Source organism: Streptococcus suis (assembly GCF_016743335.1).
Taxonomy (GTDB): domain Bacteria; phylum Bacillota; class Bacilli; order Lactobacillales; family Streptococcaceae; genus Streptococcus; species Streptococcus suis_Y.
Map to the genome: position 1 here is coordinate 29,070 of NZ_WCJE01000012.1, position 12,498 is coordinate 41,567.

12 protein-coding genes and 2 pseudogenes are annotated in these 12,498 nt (G+C 39.3%); all 14 read left to right on the forward strand.

The window, feature by feature from the left end; translation table 11 throughout:
• Positions 1-20: 20 nt before the first annotated feature.
• Positions 21-2,753, forward strand: coding sequence for an AAA domain-containing protein (locus F9856_RS05100; RefSeq protein WP_202105960.1), 2,733 nt, complete (start codon positions 21-23; stop codon positions 2,751-2,753).
• Between the two features lie 10 nt (positions 2,754-2,763).
• Positions 2,764-3,087 (forward strand): annotated as a pseudogene (locus tag F9856_RS05105) (PAS domain-containing protein); the annotation flags it as partial.
• A gap of 21 nt (positions 3,088-3,108) precedes the next feature.
• Positions 3,109-3,429 carry a hypothetical protein gene (locus F9856_RS05110; RefSeq protein WP_236659549.1) on the forward strand — a complete coding sequence of 107 codons (321 nt, stop codon included), beginning with the start codon at positions 3,109-3,111 and terminating at the stop codon, positions 3,427-3,429.
• A 52-nt stretch (positions 3,430-3,481) separates the two neighbouring features.
• The gene (gene truB / locus F9856_RS05115) at positions 3,482-4,372 is read left to right on the forward strand and encodes a tRNA pseudouridine(55) synthase TruB (protein WP_202105969.1); all 891 of its coding nucleotides are present in this window, start codon (positions 3,482-3,484) and stop codon (positions 4,370-4,372) included.
• Positions 4,373-4,391: 19 nt separating this feature from the next.
• Positions 4,392-5,315: a bifunctional riboflavin kinase/FAD synthetase gene (locus F9856_RS05120; RefSeq protein ID WP_202105961.1), complete on the forward strand. Its 924-nt coding sequence runs from the start codon at positions 4,392-4,394 to the stop codon at positions 5,313-5,315.
• Positions 5,308-6,046 (forward strand): annotated as a pseudogene (locus F9856_RS12140) (potassium channel family protein). The gene F9856_RS05120 and the pseudogene F9856_RS12140 overlap by 8 nt, the downstream one beginning before the upstream one ends.
• A gap of 73 nt (positions 6,047-6,119) precedes the next feature.
• Positions 6,120-6,521 carry a Spx/MgsR family RNA polymerase-binding regulatory protein gene (locus F9856_RS05130; RefSeq protein WP_009909989.1) on the forward strand — a complete coding sequence of 134 codons (402 nt, stop codon included), beginning with the start codon at positions 6,120-6,122 and terminating at the stop codon, positions 6,519-6,521.
• A 14-nt stretch (positions 6,522-6,535) separates the two neighbouring features.
• A complete protein-coding gene (locus F9856_RS05135) occupies positions 6,536-6,814 on the forward strand; it encodes a UPF0223 family protein (protein WP_024379624.1) in 279 nt (92 codons plus the stop codon).
• On the forward strand, positions 6,804-7,562 hold the full coding sequence (locus tag F9856_RS05140; protein WP_002940870.1) for an inositol monophosphatase family protein: 759 nt from the start codon (positions 6,804-6,806) through the stop codon (positions 7,560-7,562). Before F9856_RS05135 ends, F9856_RS05140 begins: the two co-directional genes overlap by 11 nt.
• Complete coding sequence (locus F9856_RS05145; RefSeq protein ID WP_202105962.1) at positions 7,562-8,863, forward strand: RsmF rRNA methyltransferase first C-terminal domain-containing protein; 1,302 nt, start codon at positions 7,562-7,564, stop codon at positions 8,861-8,863. The genes F9856_RS05140 and F9856_RS05145 overlap by 1 nt, the downstream gene beginning before the upstream one ends.
• A gap of 137 nt (positions 8,864-9,000) precedes the next feature.
• A complete protein-coding gene (locus F9856_RS05150) occupies positions 9,001-9,870 on the forward strand; it encodes a phosphate ABC transporter substrate-binding protein PstS family protein (RefSeq protein WP_202105963.1) in 870 nt (289 codons plus the stop codon).
• 2 nt (positions 9,871-9,872) lie between these two features.
• Positions 9,873-10,790 carry a phosphate ABC transporter permease subunit PstC gene (pstC, locus tag F9856_RS05155; RefSeq protein ID WP_002937619.1) on the forward strand — a complete coding sequence of 306 codons (918 nt, stop codon included), beginning with the start codon at positions 9,873-9,875 and terminating at the stop codon, positions 10,788-10,790.
• Positions 10,780-11,667: a phosphate ABC transporter permease PstA gene (pstA, locus tag F9856_RS05160; RefSeq protein ID WP_202105964.1), complete on the forward strand. Its 888-nt coding sequence runs from the start codon at positions 10,780-10,782 to the stop codon at positions 11,665-11,667. The genes pstC and pstA overlap by 11 nt, the downstream gene beginning before the upstream one ends.
• Before the next feature lie 24 nt (positions 11,668-11,691).
• Entirely contained in the window at positions 11,692-12,495 is an 804-nt protein-coding gene (gene pstB, locus F9856_RS05165; protein WP_002940866.1) for a phosphate ABC transporter ATP-binding protein PstB, read from the forward strand.
• Positions 12,496-12,498: the final 3 nt, after the last annotated feature.

Here is a 12,498-nt window from a genome sequence, read left to right on the forward strand (position 1 = left end):
AAAGTGAGAGTGGAGATATAGTGAAAGATAGAAAAATAATTTTGATTGATGGAGAGGACAAGTCAGAAAATATCGAGTCGCTTCAATCGATTCGTTACAAAGGGAAGCTCTACTTTGAAATTTATTTTAAAAATAATGTCCAACCTTATCGCTACAATGTGCAGAGAGTTGAGGTGCTGAAGTTTTCCAAACAGTTGAATCCTTCAGAGATAGGAGTTTATAGAAGGCAAGATGGGGTTTTATTAAATAATATTGAGTCAATGTTTGAATTCAATGGAACGCACTCACGGGCTTATATCATCCGCTACAAAAATGGCACTGGAAAATTATATATGGGGAGAGACCTAGAAATACGGCAAAATGAGTTGACACATTCGAATAGTCGTCATATTTTTAGTTATTTGACGGAACTATCTAAGCTGAATCCTCTGAGAAACTCTGGGACTGATCAATTGCTCTTGTTAAAAAGGTATGAGGAATTGGATTACGTAGACAAAACAGTTGCTTTAGCGAGCTATCTAAGTCCCAGTAAGAAGAATACCTTGCCGTTTCATGGGGAACTGATTTTCCCTTTTGGTTGTAATAATAGTCAATATAAAGCAACAAAAAATGCCTTAATAAATCAATTTAGTGTCATTCAAGGACCTCCTGGAACTGGTAAGACACAAACGATTCTGAATATTATAGCTAATATAGTGATACGGAATAAGACGGTTCTAATTGTTTCTAATAATAATGCAGCCATTGATAATATTTACGAAAAACTAAAGAACTATGGTCTTGACTTTCCCGTGGCTTATCTTGGAAGTGAAAAAAATAAAAATAATTTTATTCTCAATCAGTATAGTATGTACCCTGATTTTTCTTCTTGGAGATTAAAAGATAATGGTATGGAAAGCCTTGATAAGGAACTAAATGAAAAGATTCGTAGGCTTCCTCGTATTTTTGAAATTCAGGAAGAAGTGGCTAATCTGAGACAAGAACTTTCAGAATTAGAAACGGAATTTCGCCATTTCAAAGATTTTTTTGAGCACATAAATATATCGCCTATAGAATTAAAACTGTATTCTTCTAAGAAGTTATTTAAGCTTTGGAATGAATTTGAGGAATTCTATAAAAAGAATAGAAGGTTAGGTTTAATTTTTAAGATAAAAAACTTTTTATTATATGGTGTTAAAAACTGGGAACTTTATAAACAAGAATTATCTGATTTGACAATACAATTTCAGAACCTATTTTATCAGCATAAACAAACAGAAATAAGGAATAAATTAGAAACTCTTCAAGAAGAATTGGTTCACTTAAATGGTACGGAAGTTTTAAACAATTTGACCAGTGATTCATTAAAGATTTTCAAAAATTTTCTAGTTAGTAAGTATGGGAATGGAAGAAAAAGAGTACAGTTTACAAAGGAAGATTTACGGAAACAATCGAGACGAGTTCTTCTAGAATATCCCATTGTTCTTAGTACAACATTTTCATCAACAACAAGTTTAGGAAAGAATATTACCTATGATTATTTAATCATAGATGAAGCCTCACAAGTGGATATTACAACTGGGGCACTAGCATTATCCTGTGCTAAAAATGTTGTAGTTGTTGGAGATAGTAAACAGCTACCGCATATTGTCACAAAAGATGTCAAAGAAAGTAGTGCTCAGCTTTTCCATAAATATGGTGTTCATAGTGGTTATGAATACACAAACAGTTTTCTTCAATCGGTACTAAAAGTGATTCCGAATATTCCAGAAACGCTATTACGAGAGCATTATAGATGTCATCCCAAAATTATCAATTTCTGCAATCAAAAGTTTTATAATGGTGACTTAGTGATTATGACAGGTGATAAAGGGGAAAAAGATGTTCTTCAGGCTATTAGAACACCTAAGGGAAATCACGCTCGTGATCACTATAGTCAGAGAGAGATTGATATAATTCTGAAAGATGTTATTCCAAATTATGAAATCTATCGGGAGCGGACGGGAGTTGTCACGCCTTATCGAAAGCAGAAAGAGAAGTTGCAAGAGCAAATTGATGATTTGGAAAGCGATACAGTCCATAAGTTTCAGGGAAAAGAAAAAGATACGATAATCATCTCCACGGTTGATAATAGCATAACACGTTTTACGGATGATCCGTACTTACTAAATGTGGCGATATCAAGAGCTAAAAATAAATTATTTCTTGTCATGACTGGGAATGAGCAATCATTAGATAAAAATATTAGTGATTTATTGGGATATATACAATATAATAATTTTGAAGTAAGAGAGAGCCCTATATATTCCATCTTCGATTACTTATACAAACAGTATGAGCAAGAAAAGGAGGAATATTTTAGAAAACGAAAACGGATATCGCGATATGATTCTGAGAATTTAATGTATCATCGGATTAGGGAAGTGTTTGTGAGCGATGAAAAATATAATAGTTTAGATGTTATACATGACTATAAACTGCATAATCTTGTGAAGGATTTTACTCGACTAACAGAAGTGGAAGCCAAGTATGCAAGGCATGGAAATACGCACCTTGATTTTTTGATAATTAATAGACTTACCAAAGCCCCTGTACTTGCTGTAGAAGTAGATGGATATGCATTCCACAAAGGTAATTCTAAGCAGTTTGAACGTGATATTATGAAGGATAACATTTTGAAAAAATGCGACCTCCCTCTAATCAGGTTTAAAACAAATGAGAGTCAGGAAAAAGAAAAATTGATCGAAATATTGGATGGATTACTAGGAAGATAGCAATGAACATGATGACATTTTCCAATATTATAATGACAGCCACCCTGTTGAAGACATGATTTTCAAACGAACGTCAAGCCAGATTGGACGCCATGTGGAGCTCTGCCATCCTCCCAAAATAGTGGACAAGGTCAAGAAGATTTTTGACTTGCTCCGCACAGGGCAAAAAGACCAGGTCACCATGTGGTTCAAGTCCGAGAGCATGGGCAAGTTTGTCTATGTGGTCTATAAGGCAGTGCGTGATGACCAAGGAGAGTTTCAAGGCGTTTTGGAGTATGTTCAGGATATCCAACCATTTTTTGAGATTGATAGCGATTTTCATCGGGATATTTAGTATATCTAGTTTTTATCATCAATGAAGAGAAAAATAGGTATAGATGGCCTAGTTGAAGATACGGTAGATTTTACTCCCATTCGTAAAAGCAAGGTGAAAAAATTTAGAGAATTTTTGAAAGAAATCAAGCTATTGGAGTGGTCAACAATAAAATTTGGTGACAAAGGCTATTATGATGCTCCATTGATATTTTCTTGGGGCTATGATGAGGAGGAAGAGGTCGGGATTGAAGAGGCTGTTACATATGAAGTGGCACCTTCTGGAACCATGCGACGTATTCACAAGGAACTTGAGAATTTGATAGGTACAACCTTTGGTAGCTACCGTTTTTATGATGAGTGATTGATATTGGACCGCCCACAAGAGCGGTCCTTTGTGTTATAATGGAAGAATGATTTCAGGAATTATTAATGTAAAAAAAGAGGCGGGTATGACCTCGCACGATGTTGTTTTTAAGCTCCGCAAGATTTTGCAGGAGAAGAAGATTGGTCACGGGGGGACCTTGGACCCAGATGTGACAGGTGTTCTGCCCATTGCAGTCGGCAAGGCCACGCGCATGATTGAGTACATGCAGGATGAGGGGAAAATCTACGAGGGGGAGATTACCATTGGCTATTCGACCACGACAGAGGATGCTTCTGGTGAGATTGTTGAGCAGACACCGGTTTTGGACATAGCAGAGCAGGCAGTTGATGAGGCTATGGCTAGTTTTGTCGGTACTATTACCCAGATTCCACCCATGTATTCCGCCGTCAAAGTAAATGGCCGCAAACTCTACGAATACGCACGGGCGGGTGAAGAAGTCGAACGTCCCCAACGCCAAATTGACATATATAGTTTTGAACGGACTAGTCCTATTGAATTGACAGATGATTGTGCACGTTTTACCTTCCGAGTTCGCTGTGGCAAGGGCACCTATGTCCGTACCCTGTCTGTTGACTTAGGGGCTAAGTTAGGCTACGCCAGTCACATGTCTAAGCTGGAGCGTACAGGTTCAGCTGGTATGAGCCTGGCTGATGCCCTGACAATCGAAGAGATTGCTGAAAAGGTTGCTCAAAATGATTATTCTTTCCTCCGCCCTATTGAGCAGGGAATTGGTGACTTGCCGATTGTAGATTTGACGATTGAGCAAGTGATTGAAGCTAGATATGGTCGTTTTATAGCCTTAGATAGTCAGGCGGAATTGTTGGCAGGTTTTCATAGGGAGAAACTGGTGGCTATCCTGGAAAAACGTGACCAAGTTTACAAGCCTCGTAAGGTTTTTCTAGAAGAAGTTTTAGCCTAGTTGTGATAAAATAAACAATATGAAGATTAGAACGATAAAAAATTATCAAGAACTCCATCAGGAAGAGCCGACAGTTTTGGTATTGGGCTATTTTGATGGGATTCATTTGGGGCATAAGGCCCTTTTAGACCGTGCTAGACAAGTTGCAGATGAAAAAGAATTGTCAGTGTCCGTACTGACCTTTCCAGAGTCCCCTCGCTTGGCCTTTGCCCGTTTTGCTCCCGAGCTCTTGCTCCATTTGACCAGTCAAGATGAACGCTACCGCCTCCTAGAAACATACGGTGTGGACCAGCTGGTTTTGACCAACTTTACCAGTGAATTTGCCAGCAATACTCCACAGCAGTTTTTGGACCGCTACATAAGTGGTCTTAATGCCCAGGTCTTGGTGGCGGGTTTTGATTATCATTTCGGCAATTGCAGAGCAGATGTCAAAGATTTGACAGAGTTATTTGATGGTCAGGTAGAAATTGTAAGTGAAGTGAGCCTGGGCGGAGAGAAAGTTTCTTCAACTCGCATTCGTCAGGCTATCCAGTCAGGGGATGTCTCTCTAGCTAATCAACTTTTAGGTTATCCATTTATGACGGAGGGAATTGTGGTGCATGGAGATGCCAGAGGGCGCACTATTGGCTATCCTACAGCAAATCTGGCACCATTTGACCGAGTACATTTGCCGGCAGAGGGAGTCTACGTCGCTGATGTCGAAGTAGATGGAAAACGCTATCGAGCTATGACAAGCGTTGGGAAAAATGTGACCTTTGATGGAACGGAGATGCGGATTGAAGCCCATATTTTTGGATTTGATCGCTTTATCTACGGAGAAAAAATCACAATTTATTGGTTGGAAAAAATTCGAGATATGGTTAAATTTGATGGGATTGAAGGTTTGATGGAGCAGATGAAATCTGATGAGGAATTTGCCTTGCAATGGGAGAAATATGCTTAAACGATTGATTCGTCATCCTTTTTATGAGAAGGCTATGACCTACATAGCTGTAGTCTATGTATTTCTTATCGTACTTGCATTGATGGATGCTAATATTGCTAATTCTAGTGGGTATCGGGTACTAGACTTGCTCTTATGGTTTGTTTTTGTCTGCGATTATTTTGCTCAGCTTTATTATGCGGATGACATACTTGAATATGTACAGGGCCATATCTTAGAATTAATTGCTATTATTCCATTCGATTTATTCTTCAGTTTTCTTCGCTTGGGAAGACTTGCACGACTTTTCAGATTAGTCAAAGTAACGAGAATATTTGCCCTGTCTAATCGATTTTGGGATACAATCAACAAGCTATTGCATACCAACAGTTTATCCAAAGTGTTGATGTTAAATATCTCAGCGGTTCTAGTTGCAAGTGTCTTATTATCAGTGATTGAAGGGAAATCATTCTTTGATGCACTTTGGTGGTCCATTGTAACGATGACAACTGTAGGGTACGGAGATATTGTCCCCCCAAGATACGATTTCTAAAATTATAGCCATCCTCTTGATGTTGGTTGGTATTTGTACTTTTGGTATGGTTACCTCTACAATAACTCGTTTTTTCTCTGAAACAGAGCGTGAAACGAAGTTGGATACCTTGATGGCAAAAATAGATGAACAAAACGAAATATTGCTACGCTTAGAGAAAAAAATAGAATCTTTGGAAAAATTACAGGGAAGAGATTAGATTTACTATTGAAAACTCTTTTAAGTTAGAGTATACTATAAGAAGAAAAATGTTTTTAGAGGGGATGGAAGACATGATTACTTTATTTTTGTCACCGAGTTGTACCAGTTGTCGTAAAGCTCGTGCTTGGCTGACAAGTCACGAAGTCCCTTTTATTGAGCACAATATTATGACTAGCCCTCTAACTGCTGAGGAATTGAAGAACATTTTAGCATTGACAGAAAATGGGACAGATGACTTGATTTCTACCCGTTCAAAAGTTTTTCAGAAACTAGATATTGATGTTGATGAGCTTTCTGTGAAGCAGCTTATTGGGTTAATCGAAACCTATCCGAGTCTCTTACGACGTCCGATTATTTTGGACGAAAAACGGATGCAGATTGGTTTTAACGAAGATGAAATTCGTGCATTTCTTCCGCGGAAGTATCGCAAACAAGAACTAAAAAATGCTACATTGAGAGCAGAAATAGGATAAGAAAGATAACAGATATGAACAAAAATTATTCATATCCACTTGATTTTTCGTGGAGCACAGAGGAGATTTCCTCCGTGCTTTCTTTTTTGAATCAGGTGGAGGCAGCTTATGAAAAAGGAGCAGATGCGGTAGCTATATTAGCTAGTTATAAAAGCTTCAAAGATGTTGTTAAAAGTAAGGGACAGGAACGTCAAATTGATCGTGACTTTGAAGCAGTTTCTGGTTATTCAACCTATCGAGTTGTTAAGGCTGCTCGAGATAAAGGGAAAGGAGTTATTCGTTTTGGAAACTAAGTATCACTTTGCCCAAACGATTGTCCTGGAAGCTGGAAATTTTCTCCGACAGCATTTACATGATGATCTTCAGATTGAAGAAAAGGGTGACTTTACAGACTTGGTAACACACCTTGATAAACAAGTGCAAGAAATGCTGACTCAACAGATTCAATCTCGCTATCAGGGTGATGGGATTTTAGGTGAGGAAGGTGGGGACGTTTCTTCTATTCATGAGGGAAATGTTTGGGTTATTGATCCAATTGATGGCACCACAAATTTTATTGCTCAGAAAACTGATTTTGCCATTATGATTGCCTATTTTGAAAATGGAGTAGGAAAGTTCGGTATCATTTATGATGTCATGCGAGACAAACTTTTCCATGGAGGAGATTCATTCCCTGTTTATTGCAATCAAGAACGCTTAAAGAAACCAGAGCTGCGCCCTCTTCGTCAGAGTTTGATAGGAATCAATGCAAAGTTGTACGCAGGCAATGCACATGGAGTGGCAGAATTAGCAAATCAAAGTTTAGGAACAAGATCTGTAGGAAGTGCTGGAATTGGTTTCGCCCACGTTCTGGAAGGAAGATTATTTGCCTATGCTTCTTATCTGTGTCCCTGGGACTACGCAGCAGCCAGTATTATTGGTTCCTCTTTAGGCTTAGTCATGTTAAGTTTTGATGGTCCGAGTCTGGCCTATGATAAGCGAGAGTTTGTCATGCTAGTATCAGAATCCCATCTTGAGGAAGTGAAGGGATATATATTCTAATGCAATTACCACAGGATTTTATAGATAAATATAATCATTTGCTTGGTAGTGAAGCCCAAGCATTTTTTGAGAGTTTTGAACAAGAGCCAATCTCAGGATTTCGCACAAATCCTCTTAAAGAAAGCCAATTGGACTTTGAGCAACCAATCCCTAATATGACTTGGTCATACTATGGTAAGGTCTCAGGAAAGTCTCCAGAACATGTAACTGGCTTAGTCTACTCACAAGAGCCAGCTGCACAGGTTGTCGGTCAGATTGCAGCACCGAAAAAAGGGATGAAAGTATTGGACTTGGCAGCAGCGCCAGGAGGAAAGTCTACTCACTTGCTTTCATACTTAGAAAATACGGGGCTCTTGGTTAGTAATGAAATTTCTAACAAACGTGCAAAAATTTTGGCTGAAAATATTGAGCGTTTCGGAGCGAGGAATGTTGTTGTTACAAATGAATCAGCAGACCGCTTGGAAAAGGTCTTTCCAGGATATTTCGATATGATTGTCCTAGACGCTCCCTGTTCAGGTGAAGGGATGTTTCGAAAAGACCCCGATGCGATTCAATATTGGTCCAAACATTATCCAGCACAATGTGCCAGCTTACAGCGTGAAATTTTAGAATCGGCCTTGAACATGTTGGCTCCAGATGGTCAATTGATTTATTCTACTTGCACTTGGTCACCAGAGGAAAATGAAGAAGTAGTGACGTGGCTCTTAGAACAGTTTGATTTGGAACTAATAGACATTCCTAAAATCAATGGAATGGTAGAAGGAGTCGGTTATCCAGAAGTTGCTCGTATGTATCCCCACCATTTTGCAGGAGAAGGTCAGTTCGTTGCCAAATTTAGATTTCTAGGGGAAGTCAGTCAGAAAAAATTAAAACCAGGAAAATCCAATTTGAATAGAGAACAACAAGCTCTCTGGAAAGAATTTGAACAGAAGCATTTAAGGGTTCAATTGGATGGTTTACTGCAGGTTTTTGGCGACAATCTCTATCTACTGCCACACGGCCTTCCTGATTTGTCAAAAGTAAAGATTGCTCGAAATGGTCTTCACTTGGGGACGTTTAAGAAAAAAAGATTTGAACCAAGTTTTGCTTTAGGTCTAGCACTCCATAGTTCGGAGGTTAAAAATCGAGTGGAAATCAGCTCAGAAGAATTCTCGTCCTATACTGCTGGACATACAATAGCTGTGTCCAAGGATTTATCTAATGGCTGGTATCAGGTAGCAGTTCAGGGGAACGGTCTTGGTTTCGCAAAAATTGTATCTGGAACGCTTAAAAACGGCTTTCCAAAAGGGTTGAGATTTTAAAATAAATCAGCAATTTTTTTTTGCAACTTGTCTTTTTATATGATATAGTGGATGAGTGGAAATAACTTGTAAATTCTATGTAAAATACAGAGTTAATTTTAGGAGATTCCACTGAAAAATGTAAAGGAAAAAACGAAATGAAAAAAAAGCAGAAGCTTGGAATTGCAGCTTTGTTTCTTTTGAGTAGTATGGCTCTTTCAGGTTGTTCTTCTTGGATCGATCGAGGAGAGTCTATTACAGCCGTAGGTTCGACAGCGCTTCAACCACTTGTTGAGGCAGCAGCAGATGAATTTGGTAGTGTCAATATCGGTAAATCCGTCAACGTTCAGGGTGGAGGGTCAGGTACTGGCTTGTCACAAGTTCAGTCTGGAGCAGTTCAGATTGGTAACTCTGACGTATTTGCTGAGGAAAAAGAAGGGATTGATGCCAGCAAATTGGTAGACCATCAAGTTGCCGTTGCAGGTCTTGCTGTGATTGTCAATGAAAAAGTCACAGTTGATAATATTACCACAGAAGATCTTCGTAAGATTTTCACTGGTGAGATTACCAACTGGAAAGAACTGGGTGGTAAGGATTTGGAAATTTCAATCATTAACCGTGCAGCTAGTTCAGGTTCACGTGCGACCTTTGATAGTGTTATCATGGATGGACAAACCGCAACTCAGAGTCAAGAACAAGATTCTAACGGTATGGTAAAATCTATTGTTGCTCAGACATCAGGTGCAATTTCCTACCTATCATTTGCTTATCTAGATGATTCCGTTAAAACAATTAAGTTAAACGGTTTTGAACCAACTGCTGAAAATGTAGCAACAAATGATTGGCCAATTTGGTCCTATGAGCATATGTATACGATGGGAAATGCGACTGATTTGACAGAAGAATTTTTAGATTACATGATGTCAGATGAGGTTCAAGATGGTATCGTTGAAAGTATGGGATACATTTCTATCAACGATATGAAAGTTGTGAAAAGTGCTGATGGCACGGTGTCTGAGAAGGAGTAAGCATGAAAAACGAACAACTAGCAAAAGAGTTATCGTCTCCATCTAAAAACTCTCGATTAGAGAAGTTTGGTAAGGTAATTACATTCCTTTGTCTGTCATTGATTGTCTTTATTGTTGCAATGATTTTGATTTTCGTTGCACAGCGTGGATTATCGACTTTCTTTGTTGACGGTGTGAGCATCACTGATTTCTTATTTGGAAGCAAGTGGGAACCAAGCTCGAAAATATTTGGTGCCCTGCCAATGATTTCAGGTTCTTTCATTGTTACGATTCTGTCAGCTGTTGTTGCGACCCCTATCGCAATCGGTGCAGCAGTCTTTATGACAGAAATATCACCAAAACGTGGTGCAAAAATCTTACAACCGGTTATCGAACTTTTGGTTGGTATTCCATCGGTTGTATATGGTTTCATTGGTTTGCAAGTAGTTGTGCCATTTGTACGTTCAATCTTCGGTGGAACAGGTTTCGGTATCTTGTCGGGTGTATTTGTACTTTTTGTCATGATTTTGCCAACAGTAACCTTTATGACGGTAGATAGTTTGCGTGCAGTACCTCGTCACTACCGCGAAGCAAGTTTGGCTATGGGAGCCACTCGTTGGCAGACGATTTGGCGTGTTATCTTGAATGCTGCTAAGCCAGGTATTTTTACGGCCGTTATCTTCGGAATGGCGCGTGCCTTTGGTGAAGCCTTGGCGATTCAGATGGTAGTTGGTAACTCAGCGGTTATCCCGACTTCCTTGACAACGCCAGCAGCGACTTTGACTTCTGTTTTGACAATGGGTATCGGTAATACGGTTATGGGAACTGTTCAGAACAACGTCCTATGGTCCTTGGCCCTAGTCTTGCTCTTGATGAGCCTTATCTTTAACATGATTATGAAATTTATTACAAGAGAGGGTAAGAAAAACTATGCACGCTAAAAAATTTGATAAATTGGCGACTGGAATTCTTTACTCAATCGCTGGTGTGATTGTCGTTATCCTGACGTCACTGATTCTTTACATCTTGCTACGTTGTCTGCCACATGTAAGCTGGGATTTTTTGACAAGTAAATCTTCATCTTACAAAGCTGGCGGTGGTATTGGAATTCAGCTCTACAACTCATTCTTCCTATTGGTTGTAACGCTCTTAATTTCTGTTCCCTTGTCAACTGGTGCAGGTATTTATCTGGCTGAATATGCTAAAAAAGGTCCATTGACTAACTTTATCCGTACCTGTATTGAGATTTTGTCATCTCTTCCATCCGTTGTCGTTGGTTTGTTTGGTTACTTGATTTTCGTTGTTCAGTTTGAGTACGGTTTTTCTATCTTATCAGGTGCCTTGGCTCTTACAGTCTTCAACTTACCACAGATGACACGTAACGTAGAGGACAGCCTTCGTCACGTTCACCATACACAACGTGAAGCAGGATTGGCTCTTGGTCTATCACGTTGGGAAACTGTTCTCCATGTTGTTATTCCAGAAGCACTGCCTGGTATTGTTACAGGTATCGTCTTGGCATCTGGTCGTATCTTCGGTGAGGCAGCAGCTCTTATCTACACGGCTGGTCAGTCAGCACCAGCTCTTGACTGGTCAAACTGGAATCCATTGAGTGTTACGAGTCCGATTTCTATCTTCCGTCAATCAGAAACTCTCGCGGTTCATATTTGGAAGGTCAACAGCGAAGGTACAATTCCAGATGCAACCCAAGTTTCTGCTGGTTCAGCAGCCATCCTCTTGGTCTTCATCTTGATTTTCAACCTTTCTGCACGATATATCGGTAAGAAACTTCATGCGAAAATGACTTCAGCAGCCTAGAAGTCTGACTTATAAGGAGAAAAAATGGCAGATTACAACTGGAATGAACGCCATATCATTACTTTTCCAGAGGAGAATATCGCCCTTTCGACAAAAGATGTTCATGTTTACTATGGTAAAAATGAAGCGATCAAGGGCATTGATATGCAGTTCGAAAAAAATAAAATTACAGCCTTGATTGGACCATCAGGGTGTGGGAAATCAACCTATCTTCGCAGTCTTAATCGTATGAATGATACTATTGATATTGCTAAGGTAACCGGTCAAATTCTTTATGAAGGAATCGACATCAATAGACCAGATATGAACGTTTACGAAATTCGTAAGCATATCGGAATGGTATTCCAACGTCCCAACCCATTTGCAAAATCGATTTACCGCAACATCACATTCGCACATGAACGTGCAGGTGTGAAAGATAAGCAGGTTTTGGATGAGATTGTTGAAACTTCTCTGAAACAAGCAGCCCTTTGGGATCAGGTAAAAGATGACTTGCACAAGTCAGCCTTTACCTTATCAGGTGGACAGCAACAGCGTTTGTGTATTGCACGAGCTATCTCTGTAAAACCACAAATCTTGCTTATGGATGAGCCTGCATCAGCCTTGGATCCAATTGCGACTATGCAGTTAGAAGAAACTATGTTTGAATTGAAGAAGGACTACACCATTATCATTGTTACGCACAATATGCAACAAGCAGCTCGTGCAAGTGATTACACAGCTTTCTTCTATCTGGGTGACTTGATTGAATATGATAAGACAGCAAACGTCTTCCAGAATGCAAAACTCAAGTCAACTAGTGACTACGTTTCAGGACATTTTGGATAGAAA